Below are 16,859 nucleotides of genomic sequence, written 5' to 3'. Positions count from 1 at the left end.
CGGTCAGTTAAGCGCTAAAGCAGAAAAACCTGCGACCTGTGGCGAGGGAGCTTGCTCCCGTTGGGGCGCGAAGCGGCCCCAAAAATGGGACTGCTACGCAGTCCAACGGGAGCAAGCTCCCTCGCCACAGGTCGCAGGTTTTTCTGCTTTAGCGCTTAACTGACCGGCATTAGGCCTTGCCCGCGAAGGCAGCGCCTCGTTACCAAGCGAACATCACACCATCTCGTTGCGAATCCACTCCACTACCGAGGTGCGCTTCGGCGCCCAACCCAGCAGCTCACGGGCATGCTTGCCACGCACCCGGCTGTTGGAGCCCAGGCCGTAGTTGGCCATTTCATAACCCCACTCGGCTTCAGCCTCGGCCAATGGCCAATCCTGCGGCTCGCCCAGGTTCAGCGCTTGGGCAATGGCAGTGGTCATGTCGATAAATGCCGCCTCGCTGCTTTCCACGAAGTAGAACGTGCCCGGCACATTCTTCGTCAGCGCCAGCAGGTACAACGCAACCACGTCTTCGATATGCACATTGGACCAGATGTTCTGCCCCGGCCCCACGTGGCGGACCACACCACTCTTGCGTGCCTGCTTGAGCAAGCGCGGCAATTGCACGCTGTCGCGCTTCACGCCCAGGCTGTGACCATAGATCAACGTGTTGCAGATCACCGCAGCATTCACCCCCGCCTTGGCCGCGGCCAGGATCAGGTTATCGATGGCCACGCGCGCGGCCTTGTCGGCGGTCGGCTCCGGCAGGTTGTCCTCAAAATAGATGACATCACTGGCCTTGCCGCCTGACGCGTCGCCGACGATGCTCGAACCGCTGGTGTGCAGGAACGGCTTGTTGGAGCCTTTCAGGGCGGCCAGCAGGGTTTCGACGCCGGCACGATGATCGCTGCTGGCGGCATTGATCACCGCATCGGCTTGCTGCGCCTGTTGGGTCAATACCGCGGCGTCATCGAGGGTACCGATCACCGGGCTGATACCCAGTGCGGTCATTTCAGCGGCTTGCTCGGCGCTGCGCACCAGGCCGGTGACGGTGTGCCCGGCCTTGATCAGGCCGGTGGCGATGGAACCGCCGATAAAACCTGCGGCGCCGGTAACGAATACATTCATGGAGAGTGCTCCTGACTGGGTAAGTGATGAGCCCAGTATCAGCCACCCCTGGCTGTCGAATAAGCCCGCGTTGGCCAATTCACTCTTGCGCGCGAGTCACGAATCAAACGGCATACCGTGCCAGCTTGGCCTGGATGAAGTCCAGGAAGCACTGGATACGCAACGCCAGTTGCGAGTTGCGGTAGTACACCGCATGAATCGGCTGGCGATAGCCACTGTTGAAGGCTTCCAGGAGCGGTACCAGGCGCCCGGTATCGATGTCTTTATGGGTCATGAAGTTGGACAGGCAGCAAATGCCCTGCCCCTCCAGTGCCAGGTGGCGCACCGTTTCACCGCTGGATGCGGCAATGCTCGGCTGGATCAGCCAGCGGTCGCCCTGCGCGTGACGCAGCGGCCAATGGTTGAGGGTGTCGGTCTGGGTGAACCCCAGCAACGTATGCCCGGCCAATTCGGCGACAGTGGTCGGCGTGCCGTGTTGCTTGAGGTATTCGGCGCTGGCCAGGATGTGCAGCGGCGTGCTGCCCAAGGCGCGGGCATGCAGGGTGGAATCAGCCAGGGCGCCGATACGAATGGCAATGTCGGTGCTTTGTTCCAGCAGGTCGATGATCAAATCGTCGCTGTTCAGCTCCAATTGGATATCCGGGTACAGGCCACGAAACTCGCCAATGTACGGCATGATCCCGTGCAGCATGAACGGCACCGCCGCATTGATGCGCAGCCGCCCGGCCGGGTTTTCGCGGCGTGACGACAGGCGCTCTTCCAGCTCTTCCATCTGCGCCAGGATCACCTTGGCCTGCTCGAAGAAATACCGGCCCTCTTCGGTCAGGTCCATGCGCCGCGTGGTGCGGTTGATCAGGGTGGTGTCGAGCTTGGCTTCCAGGCGCGACAAGGTGCGACTGACCGCCGACGGCGTCTGTCCGACCTGCTCGGCGGCGGCGGAGATCGAGCCGCACTCGATCACGCTGACAAAGATCTGTAGTTCATCGGATCGGGCTTTCACGGGCGGTCCTTATGATCGGCTCACGGAGGCGCGCTCATTATTAACCACCCAGCAACAAATGACCGCCCAACAGCGCCATGCCGGTGAAAAAAACCCGCTTGAACCACTGCGCACTGATGCGTTGGCGTACCGCCTGGCCCAGCCACATCCCCAGCAATGCCGGCACCAGTGCCAACAACGACGCGCCGACTTCACCGCCACCGAGGGTTCCGCGCCAGGCCAGCCCGGCGGCCAGTGCCAGGGTCGACACGGTAAACGACAGCCCCAGCGCCTGTACCAACTGATCGCGATTCAAGCCTAATGCTTGCAGGTACGGCACCGCAGGAATCACGAAGACACCGGTAACCGAGGTGATAACGCCGGTAATCAGCCCGCACAACGGTCCCAGCCAGCGCTCGCTCCGGGGCTTGAGGTGGAAGGTGGGCAGAAACAACCCGCTCAGCGCATACACCAGCAGCGCCCCGCCCAAGGCACGCCCCACCCAGGGCCCACCGCTCATCCCCAGCCATAACGTGCCAAGCCCGGTGCCAAGAAAAATCAGCAGCAGCATCGGCCACAGGCGCTTGAGCAAGGCACTCAAATGGCCGCCAAACGCCAGTTGCCAGAGGTTGGTGACCGTTGAAGGGACGATCAGCAGCGCCGCAGCCTGCGCCGGCAACATAGCCAGGCCGAGCATGCCCATGGCCACGGTAGGCAGGCCGAGGCCGATCACCCCTTTAACGGTGCCGGCCAGCATGAAAGTGCCGAGCACAAGCAGGGTCAAGGCGGGGCCGATATCCTGGTAGAACGCGAGGAAGGTATTCATGGGCCAAGTGTGGCGGTTATCACGGCGTTGGAAAATTCACCATATACTGAGCCAGCCTCTTGTTTTGTGTGAGGCTGAAACCGCCATCGCAGGTAAGCCAGCTCCCACACCTATCAAAATATGGGAGCCGGCCTGCCAAAGTATCTACGCCACTCCAGGTGCGCCGCTGAACCTGTGGCGAGGGAGCTTGCTCCCGTGACGGCCCGGCAACCTATAGCTATATGACTGATGCCCGCGATCCAATGTGGGAGCTGGCTTGCCTGCGATGAAGCCAGACGCATCAACGGAGAGCTCCGCCATGCACTTTGACCTGATCGACCTGCGCCTCTACCTGCACATCCTCGACGCCGGCAACATCACCGCCGGCGCCGCCCGCAGCCATTTGTCCCTGGCCGCCGCCAGCGCACGCATCCGGGCGATGGAAACTTCACTGGGCATCGAGTTCCTGCAACGTGGCCGCCGCGGGGTCACGCCGACGCCTGCGGGCAAAGCGTTGGCGCGTCACGCCCGCCTGTTGCTGCAACAGGCCGAACATCTGCAACAAGACTTGGCGGAATACGCCAACGGCGTCAAAGGCCAGGTGCGCTTGCTCTGCAACACCACTGCCCTCAGCGAATACCTGCCGGAACGTCTGGCGGACTTTTTGCGCGAGCACCCCAACCTCGATATCGACCTGCAGGAGTTGCCCAGCCTGCGCATCACCCAAGCCCTGCGCCAAGGCACGGCCGACCTGGGGATCATCTCCGATGCAGTCGACACGTACGGCCTGCAGACCCTGCCTTTTCACGACGACCCGCTGTTGCTGATCATGCCGTTGGAGCATCCGCTGGCGACCGGCGCAGCGAGTTTCGTCGAGAGCCTGCAACACGACTATGTGGGCCTCGCTGCCAGCAGCGCATTGGCGGTGTACCTGGAGGAACAGGCCCTGCATGCGGGGTTTCGCCTGCAAACGCGCATTCGCGCGGAGGGTTTCGATGGGGTCATTCGCATGGTCGCCCGAGGCGCGGGCCTGGGCATCGTGCCCCAGGCCGCCCTGGACCGCTGGCCACTGGAAGGTCGCATCAAGGCCCTGCCCCTCAAGGAGGACTGGGCCTGTCGCCAACTGCTGCTCTGCGCGCGCTCGTTCGAACAACTGCCGGGTTATGCCAGGGCCTTGTTCGATGCCTTGGCCCTGCCCTTGCGGAAAAACCCGTAATACACCGCGCTCAGGATCAGCAGGAACGGTACGCCAAACACCAAGGTCATCTTGAACGCCTCGGTGAAATACGTGGTGATCATCACCGCGCCCATCAACACCAGCCCCAGCAGTGTGCTGTACGGAAACAGGCGCAGCTCGAAGGACAACGCCGGCCCGCCATGACGCTTGCGGTAACGCCGGAAAAACAGGTGCGTGAGGAAAATCATGAACCAGGTGAAGATTGCCCCGAACATCGAGATCGCCATCATCAGGGTGAACGCGCTTTGCGGGTACACCAGGTTGAGCAAGGTCGCCAACGCGATGCCGGAGCTGGACAGCAGCAAGGCATTCAGTGGAATGCCGCTCTTGCTCAACGCGCCCATGGACCTGGGCGCAAACCCCGCGCGGGACAGGCTGAACATCATGCGCGTGGTGATATAGAGCTGGCTGTTCATCGCCGACAACGCCGCGATCAGAATCACGAAATTCATCACCCCGGTGGCGCCGGGAATGCCGATGGTCTGCATCACTGTGACGAACGGGCTCTGGGCCTGACCGGCCTGGTTCCACGGCACGATGGCGAGCATCAACGCCAGGGTCAGCAGGTAGAACACCACCAGGCGCACGATGGTGGCGCGAAAGGCTTTCTTCACCGCCCGCTCCGGGTCGGCCGCTTCACCGGCAGCCACTGCGATCATCTCCACACTCAAATAGCTGAAGATCGACACGATCACCGCCATCCACATCCCGCTCAGCCCGTGGGGAAAGAATCCATCATGGGCCGTGTAGTTCTGCACGCCATAATCCGGATTACCCGAACCGAACACCACGTACACCGCCAGGATGATGAAGCCGACAATGGCGCTGATCTTGATGGTGGAAAACCAGTATTCGAAGTTGCCGAAGGTCTTCACGCTGATCGCATTGAGCAGAATCAGCACGCTGGAAAACGACACGATCCACACCCATTCCGGCACGTTGGCGAACCAGTACTTCATGTACATCGCCACCGCAGTCACCTCGGCCCCCACTGCCAGCACAATCGCCGCCCAGTAGGCATAACGCACCAGGAACCCGGCCAGCGGGCTGATGTAAAACTCGGCATAGGCCCCAAAGGAGCCGGAGGTGGAATGGGCGACGGTCATCTCCGCCAGGCAACCCATCAAGATCAAGGTAATCAACGCACCGATGGCGTAGCTCACTAACACGCTGGGCCCGGCATAGCCAATCGCGTAGGCGCTGCCCATGAACAGCCCGGTGCCAATAGCGCCGCCGATGGCGATCATGCTCATCTGGCCGGCAGTGAGCTGGCGCTTCAGGCCCAGTTCGCGGTGGGTGATGTGTGCAAAGTCATTGTGTGGTGTGGTCACGTGGTGCGCCTCTTTTATTATTGTGCTGACGGGTGTTGCGGATCCCCCACATTTTGGTCCGCATCAGCCTCAGGTAACGCTGTTGCGCACTTTGAATTGCGGCTGGTCCCAGGTGTTGTTGTCGAGAATTTCACCGAGGATTTCCACGGCGTCCCACACTTCGGTGAAGCTTGTGTACAGCGGGGTAAAACCGAATCGCATGATGCGCGGCTCGCGGTAGTCGCCGATCACGCCACGGGCGATCAGGGCCTGGATCACTGCGTAGCCTTGCGGGTGTTCGAAGCTGACATGGCTGCCGCGCCGGGCATGTTGACGGGGGGTGATCAGCACAAGGTTGTGGGCCGCACAGCGAGTTTCGACCAAGGCGATAAACAAGTCGGTCAAGGCCAGGGACTTGGTGCGCAGGCGGCTCATATCGGTCCGCTCGAACAGCTCCAGGCCACACTCCACCATGGCCAGCGAAGTGATCGGCTGGGTGCCGCACAGGTAGCGGGCGATGCCGGCACTCGGCGCATAGTTGGATTCCATCGCGAACTGACGGGTATGCCCGAACCAGCCCGACAGGGGCTGGCGTACCAGGTCCACCAACGCGGGGTTGACCCATACGAATGCCTGGGAGCCGGGGCCGCCATTGAGGTATTTATAGGTGCAGCCAATCGCATAATCGGCCCCGGCCGCGTGCAGGTCGACGGGCACCGCGCCCGCCGAATGCGCCAGGTCCCAGATGCTCAGCGCGCCGCACTCATGGCTCAAGGCGGTGAGTGCGCGCATGTCGTACATATAGCCGGTTTTGTAGTTGACGTGAGTGAGCATCACCACGGCCACGTCCTGGTCGATGGCTTGGGGCAGTTCGTCCGGGCTGTTGACCAGTCGCAGGGAATACCCCTGTTGCAGCAGCTCGGCGAGGCCCTCGGCGATGTACAGGTCGGTGGGGAAGTTGCTTGCTTCGCTGACGATCACCTTGCGGGCAGGCTGGCGCTGGCGCTGCACGGTGAGCGCGGCGCTGAGTACTTTGAACAGGTTGATGGAGGTGGTATCGGTGATGACCACCTCGCCCTCGCGCGCACCGATCAGCGGTGCCAGGCGATCGCCCAGGCGCTGGGACAAGTCCGCCCAGCCAGCGCTGTTCCAACTGCGAATCAGGCCATCGCCCCACTCCTGCGCGATCACCTGTTGCGCCCGCGCCAATGCCGCCACGGGGCGCGCTCCCAGGGAATTGCCGTCGAGGTAGATCACACCCTCGGGCAAGGCGAATTCGCTGCGCAATGGCGCCAACGGGTCCTGAGTGTCGAGGGCTTGGCAATGGCTTCGGGTGGTCATGGGCGGTCCTGGATTTTGGTAATTTTTATCGTGGCTTTTTTATGTGAAGGCTGCGCCAAATAATGAACGAACTTTTAGAGAATTTTCGTGCAAAGTGGTGGGCGAACGGCTATTTAAGCTGTAGGAAATTCGAATTTAACCCCAAAACACGCGGATTTATTCCAACCATGATGCTTGACGCTACCGACCTGCGACTCCTGCATTTCCTGCAACAGGATGGCCGTATCAGCAACCAGGAACTGGCGGAAAAAGTCGCGCTGTCGCCCTCCGCCTGCCTGCGCCGTTTGCGTCTGCTGGAGAGCGAAGGCGTCATCAGCGGCTATCGCGCCGTGCTCAACGCCGAGCAGCTGGGTATCGAACTGGAGGCTATCGTGCACCTGTCGTTGCGCCAGGATGTGGAAGACTGGCACGAGACGTTCATCCAAAAGGTGCAGGGTTGGCCGGAGGTGGCCAGTGCGTATGTCATCACCGGCGCCAGCAACTATGTGCTGCGGGTACAGGCGCGCAACCTCAAGCACTTTTCGGACTTTATCGTGAACCACCTGAACCGTACGGCGGGGGTAATGGATATACGTTCGGAGATTGTGTTGCAGAAGATCAAGGATCGCGATGAGGTGCTGGATCTGGTGATCCGCAAATAGCACCTGCCCTGCCAAACCAATGTGGGAGCGGTAAGCCCCTCCCACATTTCTACCGCGTTGGTCAGTCTTCCAGGGCACGCGCCCGCGGCATGCGATGCTGCTCTATCGGCGCCGTCGCAGGCTGCAATTCAAAGTCGAAATCAATCTGCGCCAACCGTCCCTCCACACCGAACTCCCGCGCCAGTTGCGGATCGTCACTGAAGCGAATCTCGGCGATCAGTTCATCGCGCGTGGCATAGGCAAAGTCGTCATGCAGGTACGGGTCGTCCGACAGGTTGATCTGGGTGGTCAGGTGCCGATGGCCCGGCGCCGAGATAAAGAAGTGAATGTGCGCAGGACGCTGCCCGTGACGCCCCAATTGGTCGAGCAGTTGCTGGGTCGGCCCAGTCGGCGGGCAGCCATAGCCGGACGGCACGATGCTGCGAAAACGATAATTGCCGTGAGCGTCGGTCTCGATGCGGCGGCGCAGGTTGAATGACGACTGGCTTGGATCAAACCAGGAATAGGTCCCGCCGGTATTGGCCTGCCACACGTCCACAATCGCCCCCGCCAGTGGGTTGCCATCGGTGTCGCGCACCTGCCCGCGCATGAACAGTGGCACGGCGTCGTCCTGGCCATCGTCCAGGCGCGCTTCGTATTTGGACAACGGCGCACCGGCCACATACAACGGGCCTTCGATGGTGCGCGGCGTGCCACCGGTTTTGCCGGCTTCGACGTCGGCGGCGTCCATCAACAGGTCCAGGTAATGCTCCAGGCCCAGCCCGGCGGCGAGCAGGCCGGCCTCCTGGTTTTTGCCCAACGCGTTGAGGTAGTTGACCGCCTTCCAGAACTCTTCCGGCGTCACTTCCAGGTCTTCGATGATGTTCACGGTGTCGCGCAGGATCCGATAGATCAGCGCCTTGGTGCGCGGGTTTCCGGCGCTATTGAGGTTGCCGCTGGCTTCTTCGAGAAACTGCTGGGCGTGGGCAGTCTGGGACAGTCGGATGGACATGGTGCAATCCTCATCTTGTAATTATTGGGTGCGAAACAGGCTCAGCGGTCGTCTTCATGGATGGACGACGGATGCCGACACAGCGCGTTCACTTCGATGGCCATATAGGGGAACAACGGCAGTTGCATCAGCAGGTCGTGCAGCGCCTGCACGCTCTCGACATCGAATACGCTGTAGTTGGCGTAGTGCCCGGCGATGCGCCACAGGTGGCGCCATTTGCCCTCTTGTTGCAGCTGCTGCGCGAGGGTTTTTTCTTCGGCCTTGAGGCTGGCGGCGCGCTCGGGGTGCATGTCGAGCGGCAGGTTCACGGTCATCTTTACGTGGAACAACATGGCAGGCGCCTCTTAGGGTTTGTCACGACGCAAGAACGCCAGGCGCTCTTCGTCAATCGCCAGGCCCAGGCCCGGAGCGGTGGAGACATGCAGCTGGAAATCGCGGTACAGCGGCGGCTCGGTGAGGATGTCTTCGGTGAGCAGCAACGGGCCGAACAGTTCGGTGCCCCACGCCAGTTTGTCCAGCGTGAGGAAGGCGTGCGCCGAAGCCAGGGTGCCGATGCCGCCTTCGAGCATGGTGCCGCCGTAAAGGCCGATGCCTGCCGCTTCGGCAATCGCCGCCGTGCGCAATACCGCGCGCGGGCCGCCGTTCTTGGCGATCTTGAGGGCAAACACTGAGGCCGCGCCTTCGCGGGCCAGGTTGAAGGCATCCTCAACGCATTCAATGGATTCATCGGCCATGATCGGCGCCGGGCTCGACAGGTTCAACCGCGCCATGCCGCCTCGGTTATTGCGCGAGATCGGCTGTTCTATCAGGTCGATACCGTTGTCGCCCAGGACCTTGCAGGCACGCAGGGCCACGGCTTCGTCCCAGGCCTGGTTGACATCGACACGCACACTGGCGCGCTCACCCAGGGCTCGCTTGATCGCGATCACGTGGGCCAGGTCATGGCCGACGTCGCCGGCACCGATCTTCAATTTGAAGAGGCGATGACGGCGCAGGTCGAGCATTTTCTCGGCCTCGGCAATGTCCTGTGCGGTGTCGCCGCTGGCCAGGGTCCAGGCCACCGGCAAGGCATCGCGCACGCGGCCGCCGAGCAGTTCACTGACCGGCAGGTTCAAGCGCTTGCCGAGGGCATCGAGCAAGGCGCTTTCGATACCCGACTTGGCGAAGGTATTGCCGCGAATGCTCCGCTCCAGGCGCAACATGGCGGCGTTGATGTTGCTCGCGTCCTGGCCGATCAGCAGCGGCGCGAAGTGCCGGTCGATGTTGACCTTGATGCTCTCGGGGCTTTCGTTGCCGTAGCTCAGCCCCCCAATGGTGGTGGACTCACCAATGCCTTCGATACCGTCGGCGCAACGCAGGCGGATGATCACCAGGGTCTGGCTTTGCATCGTGTGCATCGCCAGCTTGTGCGGGCGAATGGTGGGAAGGTCGACGATGATAGTTTCGATCGACTCGATGGGGCAAATCGGCATGGCAATACCCGTTGGGTTCTTTATGGGTTTGCGTCGATTCTGTGCTGCGATTTTGAAGGGTTCCAATATAGAATTGGTCTGGTTCAATACCCTGAAGGTATTAAAGGAGCCAACATGGAACTGCGTCACCTGCGCTATTTCCAGGTACTGGGCCAGACCCTCAACTTCACCCGTGCCGCTGAACGCCTGCACATCGCCCAGCCGCCGTTGAGTCGGCAGATCCAGCAACTGGAAGACGAATTGGGCGTGGTGCTGCTCGAGCGCGGCCGTCCGCTGCGGCTGACCGAGGCCGGGCGATTTTTCTATGAGCACGCCAATGTGTTGCTCGAGCAGTTGGGCAAGGTGTGCGACAGCACCCGGCGCATCGGCCTGGGTCAGAAGACCTGGCTGGGCATCGGCTTTGCGCCGTCGACCTTGTACGGCGTACTGCCGCAATTGATTCGGCGACTGCGCAATCATGAGTCGCTGGAGTTGGAATTGGGGTTGTCGGAGATGACCACCCTGCAGCAGGTCGAGGCACTCAAGGCCGGGCGCATCGACGTGGGTTTCGGGCGGATTCGCATCGACGACCCGGCCATCGTCCAGCGTGTCCTGGTGGAAGATCGACTGGTGGCGGTGTTGCCGAGCGGCCATCCGTTGCTGGGCGCACCCGCCACCCTTGCGCAGTTGGCCGCCGAACCCTTTGTGCTGTACCCCGGCAATCCCCGTCCCAGTTATGCCGACCATGTCATCGCGTTGTTCGACGCCCACGGCTTGAGCCCCAAGGTGGCGCAATGGACCAACGAATTGCAGACCGCCATGGGCCTGGTGGGCGCGGGCATGGGCGTGACACTGGTGCCGGCGTCGGTGCAGGTGCTGCACCGGGCGGATATCGGCTACACGCCGATTGTGGAAACCACCGCAACCTCGCCGATCATTCTCAGCCGGCGGGTGAATGACCAGTCGCCGGGGCTCAGTCATTGCCTGCAACTGGTCGAAGAGCTGATCTGAGAGTTCGCGGCCCCCCTGCTTTGATCTTCATCCCCTTCAAAGTCCGCGCAGGCGCTTGCGCTGCAGGGTTTGGCTGGGGGATTCGTCGAACAGCTTTCGATACTCCGCCGAGAACCGCCCCAAATGGGTAAAGCCCCAGCCCAACGCGATTTCGGAGATGGTGCGAATGGAGCCGTGTTCGAGGATTTCCTGGCGCACGGCCCCCAACCGATACTTCTTCAAGTAAGCCATGGGCGACAACGCGAAGTACTTGCGGAACGCATCGAACAGCTTGAACCGCGACACCCCCGCAGCCGTTTCCAGGTCTTCAAGGTGCACGGCCTCGCGCGCATTGCTGTGCAGGTACTGGCGCGCCAGAACCAGATAATGCGGCAGTTTCACCCCCAGCATATCGCGCAGTTCTTCGGAATAATTGTTCGGCTGCGCCAGGATCAGGCCCTTGATCAGCGAGCTTTCCAGGTCGCGGGTAAAGGCGGCGTGCTCGTATAACTCGCTGCTGTGCTCCAGCTCGGCAATGAAGTAACGCGCCATGCGCCACCACGACGCGGGCGCACCGTCCACCGCATCCATCACCGGTTCGAACCGCAGCGGCGCCTCGATCGGCCGTTGCAGCAAACCTTCCAGCGACTCGCTCATGGCCGCTCGTGTGATGACCACCTGCAACTTGCGGCAGTCACCGGAAATCGCCAGCACCTGGTGCTCGTTGGGTGAAATGATCACCCCTTGGTCGCGGTTGGAGCTCAGCCGCACACCGTTCTTGCTCAGCTCCTGCTCGCCAACCAGCGGCAGGCTCAGGCTGTAGCTGCGAAAATGCTCGGCATCTTCGATGTCGATGGTCACGTCGGTGCCGTATTCGATCACGCCCAGGGTGGTGGCGCGGGACTTGAACACATTGGCGCTGTGGTGAAAGCGCAGGCGTTCCGGCGTGGCCGTCGCCAGACGATGGGGCCCGCAGATGCCGGACATCCAGCTGCGGGCGCCCTCGAGATCGAAGCGTTGAATACGGATATCGCGTGTCTGGCTGGTCATCAGGAGGCACCCACGGCGGTTAGGCATTTGCGCGCTCTGGCGGCGCGTCATCGGTGTTGGACAGCAAATTCCAAGCCACGCCGGCGCGGTCGTCACTGGGCGGATAGCAAAGGTCGACTATGTGGATAACGCACCGGTTTTTTCGACCCTTGCCCGCAATCACAGTAGCCCATCACGTTCCCCCGCCGCACCGTGTTGGGTATTTGCTGCCCAACTTTGCGGCCCATGTTCCCCGATTATGCGGATAGCCCACGCCCTGCCCCGCTGCCTCTAATGAGCCACCCATCAGCCCCGATCAAAAAGGTGCCTCCCATGAGTGGTGCAAGAAACGTTGAACAGTGGAAAACCTTCATCGAAAGTTGCCTGGACTTTCGCCCGGCGGATGAAGTGTTCCGCATCGCCCGCGACATGTTCACCGAGCCTGAACTGTTCGACCTGGAGATGGAACTGATCTTCGAGAAGAACTGGATCTACGCCTGCCACGAAAGCGAATTAGCCAATAACCACGACTTCGTAACGATGCGCGCCGGGCGCCAGCCAATGATCATCACCCGCGACGGCGAAGGCCGGCTCAACGCGCTGATCAATGCCTGCCAGCATCGCGGCACCACCCTGACCCGCGTCGGCAAGGGCAACCAGTCCACTTTCACCTGCCCGTTCCATGCCTGGTGCTACAAAAGCGATGGCCGGCTGGTGAAGGTCAAGGCGCCGGGGGAATACCCGGAAGGGTTCGACAAAGCCACACGCGGCCTGAAAAAGGCGCGCATCGAGAGCTACAAAGGCTTTGTGTTTATCAGCCTCGACGTGAAGGGCAGCGACAGCCTGGAAGATTTCCTCGGCGATGCCAAAGTCTTCTTCGACATGATGGTGGCGCAGTCCGCCAGCGGTGAGTTGGAGGTGCTGCCGGGCAAGTCCGCCTATACCTACGACGGCAACTGGAAGCTGCAAAACGAAAACGGCCTGGACGGTTATCACGTCAGCACCGTGCACTACAACTACGTGGCCACGGTGCAGCATCGCCAGCAGGTCAACACCGAAAATGGCGCAAGTGCCGGCACCACCCTGGACTACAGCAAACTCGGCGCCGGCGACGCCAACACCGATGACGGCTGGTTTGCGTTCAACAACGGCCACAGTCTGTTGTTCAGCGACATGCCCAACCCCAGCGTGCGCTCCGGCTACGCCACCATCATGCCGCGCCTGGTGGCAGAACACGGCCAGCCGAAAGCCGAATGGATGATGCACCGCCTGCGCAACCTGAATATCTACCCGAGCCTGTTCTTTCTCGACCAGATCAGCTCCCAACTGCGCATCATCCGCCCACTGGCGTGGAACAAGACCGAGATCATCAGCCAGTGCCTGGGGGTGAAGAACGAGTCCGACGCCGACCGCGAAAACCGCATTCGCCAGTTCGAAGATTTCTTCAATGTCTCGGGCATGGGCACGCCGGATGACCTGGTGGAATTTCGCGAGGCCCAGCGCGGTTTCCAGGGCCGTCTTGAGCGCTGGAGCGATATCTCACGCGGCAGCCATCGTTGGAAGACCGGGCCGACACCGAACAGCGAAGCCATTGGTATCGAGCCCGCCATGACCGGCACCGAGTTCACCCACGAAGGCCTGTACGTCAACCAGCACCGCAACTGGCAGCAGTTCCTGCTCAACGGCCTGGACCAGCAAGCGCTGAAACTGCGGGAGGTGAAGTGATGAATGCCCAGTTGCAGTACCAGATCGAGCAATTCTTCTATCGCAAATCCGAACTGTGCGACGCCCAGGACTGGGATGCCTACGTGCAGCTGTTCGACCCACAGAGTGAGTTCCACCTGCCGCAATGGGACTCGGAACATGTCTACACCCAGGACCCCAAGCGCGAGATGTCGTTGATCTATTACGCCAACCGCTCGGGGCTGGAAGATCGCATATTCCGCCTGCGCACCGGCAAGGCCGCCTCGGCCACGCCGATGCCGCGCACCTTGCACCTGATCAACAACGTGCGTATCGCCGAGCTGGCAGGCGGCGAGCTGGAGGTGAAAGTGAACTGGCACACGCTGTTCTACCGGCTGGCGACATCGGAGCAGTTCTACGGGCCTGCCACTTACCGTCTCAAGCCACACGGCGACAGCTGGCTGATCACCCGCAAGCACGCGTTGCTGCTCAACGACACGATCAATTCGGTGCTGGATTTCTATCACCTTTGACCCAGCACATCACACCTGTGGGGCGAGGGAGCCTGCTCCCGCTGGAGTGCGCAGCGCTCCCGGCTTTTGGAGCCGCTGCGCCGCCCAGCGGAGCAAGCTCCCTCGCCACCGGTTATACGGAGTCGTAGAGATGAACCACAAAGTGGCCTTCAGTTTTGCCGATGGCAAGACCTTGTTCTTCCCGGTAAGCGCCAATGAAATCCTGCTGGACGCGGCCCTGCGCAACGGCATCAACATCCCGCTGGACTGTCGTGAAGGCGTGTGCGGCACCTGTCAGGGGCGCTGCGAGTCCGGCGATTACACCCAGGATTATGTCGACGAGGAAGCGCTGTCGAGCCTGGACCTGCAACAGCGCAAAATGCTCAGTTGCCAGACGCGAGTAAAGTCCGACGCAACCTTCTACTTCGACTTTGATTCGAGCTTGTGCAATGCGCCGGGGCCGGTGCAGGTGCGCGGTACGGTGAGCGAGGTGCAGTTGGTGTCGGCCAGCACGGCGATCCTGCAGCTGCGAGTGGATGCACCACTGGATTTTCTGCCGGGCCAGTATGCGCGGCTGTCAGTGCCCGGCACCGACAGTTGGCGCTCCTATTCCTTCGCCAACCTGCCGCGCGATCAATTGCAGTTTCTGGTGCGCCTGTTGCCCGACGGGGTGATGAGCAACTATTTGCGCGAGCGCTGCCAAGTGGGCGATGAAGTGTTGATGGAAGCGCCGCTGGGGGCGTTCTACCTGCGGCACGTTACCCAACCGCTGGTGCTCGTCGCGGGCGGCACCGGGTTGTCGGCATTGCTGGGCATGCTCGATCAACTGGCGGCCGACGGCTGCGCCTATCCCGTGCACCTCTATTATGGTGTACGCGGTGCGCAAGACCTGTGCGAAGCAGCGCGCATCGGCAGCTATGCGTCGAATATCGCCGACTTCCGCTACACCGAAGTCCTCAGCGACGCTTCACCGCAGTGGACGGGCAAGCGCGGCTACCTCACCGACCATTTCGACGTGGCCCAATTGCGCGACAGATCGACGGATATGTATGTGTGCGGCCCCCCGCCGATGGTCGAATCGATCCAACAATGGCTGGCGGATCAGGCACTTGATGGCGTTCAGCTGTATTACGAAAAGTTTACGCAGAGTAATATCTGACCCTCGGCACTTCTGAGGGGCTGATGCGGCCTGCACTCACCCTTAAGAAAAACAAGTAGAAGGGAATGTTAATGGCGGATGACATGGTAAACCCGGTGGGCCTCAAGCGTGGCCTGAAGAACCGGCACATTCAACTGATCGCCTTGGGAGGGGCGATCGGCACGGGATTGTTCCTCGGCTCGGCCGGGGTACTCAAGTCGGCGGGGCCGTCGATGATCCTGGGTTACGCGATTGCCGGTTTCATCGCCTTCCTGATCATGCGCCAGCTCGGCGAGATGATCGTCGAAGAGCCGGTGGCCGGTTCCTTCAGCCACTTTGCGCATAAATACTGGGGCGGTTACGCGGGCTTTCTTGCGGGCTGGAACTACTGGGTGCTGTACGTGCTGGTGGGCATGGCCGAACTGACGGCCGTGGGCAAGTACATCCAATTCTGGTGGCCGGAGATCCCGACCTGGGTCAGCGCACTGGTGTTCTTCGTCGCGGTGAACCTGATCAACACCTTGAACGTGAAGTTCTTCGGTGAAGCCGAGTTCTGGTTCGCGATCATCAAAGTGGTGGCGATCGTCGGCATGATCGTGCTCGGCTGCTACCTGCTGTTCAGCGGCACCGGCGGCCCGCAGGCGAGCGTCAGCAACCTGTGGAGCCACGGCGGGTTCTTCCCGAATGGCGGCATGGGGCTGTTGATGTCGATGGCGTTCATCATGTTCTCGTTCGGTGGCCTGGAGCTGGTGGGTATCACCGCCGCCGAGGCCAGCGAGCCACGCAAGGTGATCCCGAAGGCGATCAACCAGGTGGTGTATCGGATTTTGATTTTCTACGTCGGCGCCCTCGCCGTGCTGCTGTCGCTGTACCCGTGGGACCAACTGCTGCAAACCCTCGGCGCGTCGGGCGATGCCTACAGTGGCAGCCCGTTCGTGCAGATCTTCTCGCTGATCGGCAATGACACCGCTGCGCACATCCTCAACTTCGTGGTGCTGACCGCGGCGCTGTCGGTGTACAACAGCGGCGTGTACTGCAACAGCCGCATGCTGTTCGGCCTGGCCGAGCAAGGCGACGCGCCCAAGGCGCTGATGAAGCTCAACAAGCAAGGCGTGCCGCTGCGGGCGCTGGCGATTTCGGCGTTGGTGACAATGTTGTGCGTGGTGGTCAACTACATCGCGCCGCAGAGTGCCCTGGAGTTGCTGTTCGCGCTGGTAGTTGCCTCGCTGATGATCAACTGGGCGTTGATCAGCATCACCCACATCAAGTTCCGCAAGGCGATGGGCGAGCAAGGCGTGACGCCGTCGTTCAAAACCTTCTGGTTCCCGTTCAGCAACTACCTGTGCCTGGCGTTCATGCTGATGATCATCAGCGTGATGCTGGCGATTCCAGGGATTCGCGAGTCGGTGTATGCGATGCCGGTGTGGGTGGGGATTATCTACGTTGCGTATCGGCTGCGAGTCCGCAAGAGCAATGCGCTGGTGAGCGTACCGTAACGCCTGTGGGAGCCGGGCTTGCCCTAATGCCAGTCAGTTAAGACAGAACCGGTCCCTGTGGCGAGGGAGCTTGCTCCCGCTGGACTGCGTAGCAGTCCCATTTTTGGGGCCGCTTCGCGCCCCAACGGGAGCAAGCTCCCTCGCCACAG

At 61.4% G+C, this 16,859-nt stretch carries 16 protein-coding genes; 7 read left to right on the top strand and 9 right to left on the bottom strand.

Annotated features, from left to right (window positions below):
• Nucleotides 1-213: 213 nt before the first annotated feature.
• The 3 genes from Q1V60_RS10700 to Q1V60_RS10690 form a co-directional block, all read right to left on the bottom strand.
• On the bottom strand, nt 214-1,107 hold the full coding sequence (locus Q1V60_RS10700; protein WP_300630097.1) for an NAD-dependent epimerase/dehydratase family protein: 894 nt from the start codon (nt 1,105-1,107) through the stop codon (nt 214-216).
• A gap of 103 nt (nt 1,108-1,210) precedes the next feature.
• Nucleotides 1,211-2,107 carry a LysR family transcriptional regulator gene (locus tag Q1V60_RS10695; protein WP_300630096.1) on the bottom strand — a complete coding sequence of 299 codons (897 nt, stop codon included), beginning with the start codon at nt 2,105-2,107 and terminating at the stop codon, nt 1,211-1,213.
• Between the two features lie 40 nt (nt 2,108-2,147).
• On the bottom strand, nt 2,148-2,912 hold the full coding sequence (locus Q1V60_RS10690; RefSeq protein ID WP_300630095.1) for a sulfite exporter TauE/SafE family protein: 765 nt from the start codon (nt 2,910-2,912) through the stop codon (nt 2,148-2,150).
• A gap of 298 nt (nt 2,913-3,210) precedes the next feature.
• Here Q1V60_RS10690 and Q1V60_RS10685 point away from each other — a divergent pair, with 298 nt between their 5' ends.
• Nucleotides 3,211-4,107, top strand: coding sequence for a LysR substrate-binding domain-containing protein (locus Q1V60_RS10685; protein WP_300630093.1), 897 nt, complete (start codon nt 3,211-3,213; stop codon nt 4,105-4,107).
• Here Q1V60_RS10685 and Q1V60_RS10680 read toward each other — a convergent pair.
• Both Q1V60_RS10680 and kynU read right to left on the bottom strand, forming a co-directional pair.
• On the bottom strand, nt 4,053-5,459 hold the full coding sequence (locus tag Q1V60_RS10680; RefSeq protein WP_300630091.1) for an amino acid permease: 1,407 nt from the start codon (nt 5,457-5,459) through the stop codon (nt 4,053-4,055). The two genes, Q1V60_RS10685 and Q1V60_RS10680, sit on opposite strands and share 55 nt — an antisense overlap.
• A gap of 69 nt (nt 5,460-5,528) precedes the next feature.
• Nucleotides 5,529-6,779, bottom strand: a complete 1,251-nt coding sequence (kynU, locus tag Q1V60_RS10675) for a kynureninase (RefSeq protein WP_300630090.1) — start codon at nt 6,777-6,779, stop codon at nt 5,529-5,531.
• 167 nt (nt 6,780-6,946) lie between these two features.
• Between kynU and Q1V60_RS10670 the strand changes: the two genes are divergently transcribed.
• Complete coding sequence (locus tag Q1V60_RS10670; protein ID WP_300630088.1) at nt 6,947-7,420, top strand: Lrp/AsnC family transcriptional regulator; 474 nt, start codon at nt 6,947-6,949, stop codon at nt 7,418-7,420.
• A 61-nt stretch (nt 7,421-7,481) separates the two neighbouring features.
• On the opposite strand, the gene catA is transcribed toward Q1V60_RS10670, so the two are convergent.
• Genes catA through Q1V60_RS10655 form a run of 3 tightly spaced genes read right to left on the bottom strand, consistent with a single transcriptional unit; the run spans nt 7,482 to nt 9,883 of the window.
• Nucleotides 7,482-8,411, bottom strand: a complete 930-nt coding sequence (gene catA / locus Q1V60_RS10665) for a catechol 1,2-dioxygenase (RefSeq protein ID WP_300630087.1) — start codon at nt 8,409-8,411, stop codon at nt 7,482-7,484.
• 41 nt (nt 8,412-8,452) lie between these two features.
• Nucleotides 8,453-8,743: a muconolactone Delta-isomerase gene (gene catC / locus Q1V60_RS10660; protein WP_300630086.1), complete on the bottom strand. Its 291-nt coding sequence runs from the start codon at nt 8,741-8,743 to the stop codon at nt 8,453-8,455.
• Nucleotides 8,744-8,755: 12 nt separating this feature from the next.
• A complete protein-coding gene (locus Q1V60_RS10655; protein ID WP_300630085.1) occupies nt 8,756-9,883 on the bottom strand; it encodes a muconate cycloisomerase family protein in 1,128 nt (375 codons plus the stop codon).
• A gap of 114 nt (nt 9,884-9,997) precedes the next feature.
• Between Q1V60_RS10655 and Q1V60_RS10650 the strand changes: the two genes are divergently transcribed.
• The gene (locus Q1V60_RS10650; protein WP_300630083.1) at nt 9,998-10,873 is read left to right on the top strand and encodes a LysR family transcriptional regulator; all 876 of its coding nucleotides are present in this window, start codon (nt 9,998-10,000) and stop codon (nt 10,871-10,873) included.
• A 36-nt stretch (nt 10,874-10,909) separates the two neighbouring features.
• Here the strand turns inward: Q1V60_RS10650 and Q1V60_RS10645 are convergent, their stop codons facing one another.
• Complete coding sequence (locus Q1V60_RS10645; RefSeq protein ID WP_300630081.1) at nt 10,910-11,902, bottom strand: helix-turn-helix domain-containing protein; 993 nt, start codon at nt 11,900-11,902, stop codon at nt 10,910-10,912.
• Between the two features lie 312 nt (nt 11,903-12,214).
• Between Q1V60_RS10645 and antA the strand changes: the two genes are divergently transcribed.
• The 4 genes from antA to Q1V60_RS10625 all read left to right on the top strand — a co-directional run bounded on the left by antA (nt 12,215) and on the right by Q1V60_RS10625 (nt 16,710).
• Nucleotides 12,215-13,606, top strand: coding sequence for an anthranilate 1,2-dioxygenase large subunit (gene antA, locus Q1V60_RS10640; RefSeq protein WP_300630079.1), 1,392 nt, complete (start codon nt 12,215-12,217; stop codon nt 13,604-13,606).
• Complete coding sequence (gene antB / locus Q1V60_RS10635) at nt 13,606-14,097, top strand: anthranilate 1,2-dioxygenase small subunit (RefSeq protein WP_300630077.1); 492 nt, start codon at nt 13,606-13,608, stop codon at nt 14,095-14,097. Before antA ends, antB begins: the two co-directional genes overlap by 1 nt.
• Nucleotides 14,098-14,227: 130 nt before the next feature.
• Nucleotides 14,228-15,235 (top strand): anthranilate 1,2-dioxygenase electron transfer component AntC, encoded by a 1,008-nt coding sequence (antC, locus tag Q1V60_RS10630; protein ID WP_300630075.1) that lies wholly within the window; start codon nt 14,228-14,230, stop codon nt 15,233-15,235.
• 71 nt (nt 15,236-15,306) lie between these two features.
• Nucleotides 15,307-16,710, top strand: a complete 1,404-nt coding sequence (locus Q1V60_RS10625) for an amino acid permease (protein ID WP_300630073.1) — start codon at nt 15,307-15,309, stop codon at nt 16,708-16,710.
• The last annotated feature ends 149 nt before the right edge of the window (nt 16,711-16,859 follow it).

The organism is Pseudomonas sp. (genome assembly GCF_030147005.1).
In the GTDB taxonomy this organism is placed as follows: domain Bacteria; phylum Pseudomonadota; class Gammaproteobacteria; order Pseudomonadales; family Pseudomonadaceae; genus Aquipseudomonas.
The sequence above is the reverse complement of the archived record's forward strand: the minus strand, read 5'-3'. Positions and strand labels throughout refer to the sequence as shown.

What these genes read in the sequence shown, in the direction of transcription:
- Q1V60_RS10700 (WP_300630097.1), bottom strand. Translation starts at nt 1,107, where the DNA reads ATGAATGTATTCGTTACCGGCGCCGCAGGTTTTATCGGCGGTTCCATC.
- Q1V60_RS10690 (WP_300630095.1), bottom strand. Translation starts at nt 2,912, where the DNA reads ATGAATACCTTCCTCGCGTTCTACCAGGATATCGGCCCCGCCTTGACC.
- Q1V60_RS10685 (WP_300630093.1), top strand. Translation starts at nt 3,211, where the DNA reads ATGCACTTTGACCTGATCGACCTGCGCCTCTACCTGCACATCCTCGAC.
- kynU (WP_300630090.1), bottom strand. Translation starts at nt 6,779, where the DNA reads ATGACCACCCGAAGCCATTGCCAAGCCCTCGACACTCAGGACCCGTTG.
- Q1V60_RS10670 (WP_300630088.1), top strand. Translation starts at nt 6,947, where the DNA reads ATGATGCTTGACGCTACCGACCTGCGACTCCTGCATTTCCTGCAACAG.
- catA (WP_300630087.1), bottom strand. Translation starts at nt 8,411, where the DNA reads ATGTCCATCCGACTGTCCCAGACTGCCCACGCCCAGCAGTTTCTCGAA.
- catC (WP_300630086.1), bottom strand. Translation starts at nt 8,743, where the DNA reads ATGTTGTTCCACGTAAAGATGACCGTGAACCTGCCGCTCGACATGCAC.
- Q1V60_RS10655 (WP_300630085.1), bottom strand. Translation starts at nt 9,883, where the DNA reads ATGCCGATTTGCCCCATCGAGTCGATCGAAACTATCATCGTCGACCTT.
- Q1V60_RS10650 (WP_300630083.1), top strand. Translation starts at nt 9,998, where the DNA reads ATGGAACTGCGTCACCTGCGCTATTTCCAGGTACTGGGCCAGACCCTC.
- Q1V60_RS10645 (WP_300630081.1), bottom strand. Translation starts at nt 11,902, where the DNA reads ATGACCAGCCAGACACGCGATATCCGTATTCAACGCTTCGATCTCGAG.
- antA (WP_300630079.1), top strand. Translation starts at nt 12,215, where the DNA reads ATGAGTGGTGCAAGAAACGTTGAACAGTGGAAAACCTTCATCGAAAGT.
- antB (WP_300630077.1), top strand. Translation starts at nt 13,606, where the DNA reads ATGAATGCCCAGTTGCAGTACCAGATCGAGCAATTCTTCTATCGCAAA.
- antC (WP_300630075.1), top strand. Translation starts at nt 14,228, where the DNA reads ATGAACCACAAAGTGGCCTTCAGTTTTGCCGATGGCAAGACCTTGTTC.
- Q1V60_RS10625 (WP_300630073.1), top strand. Translation starts at nt 15,307, where the DNA reads ATGGCGGATGACATGGTAAACCCGGTGGGCCTCAAGCGTGGCCTGAAG.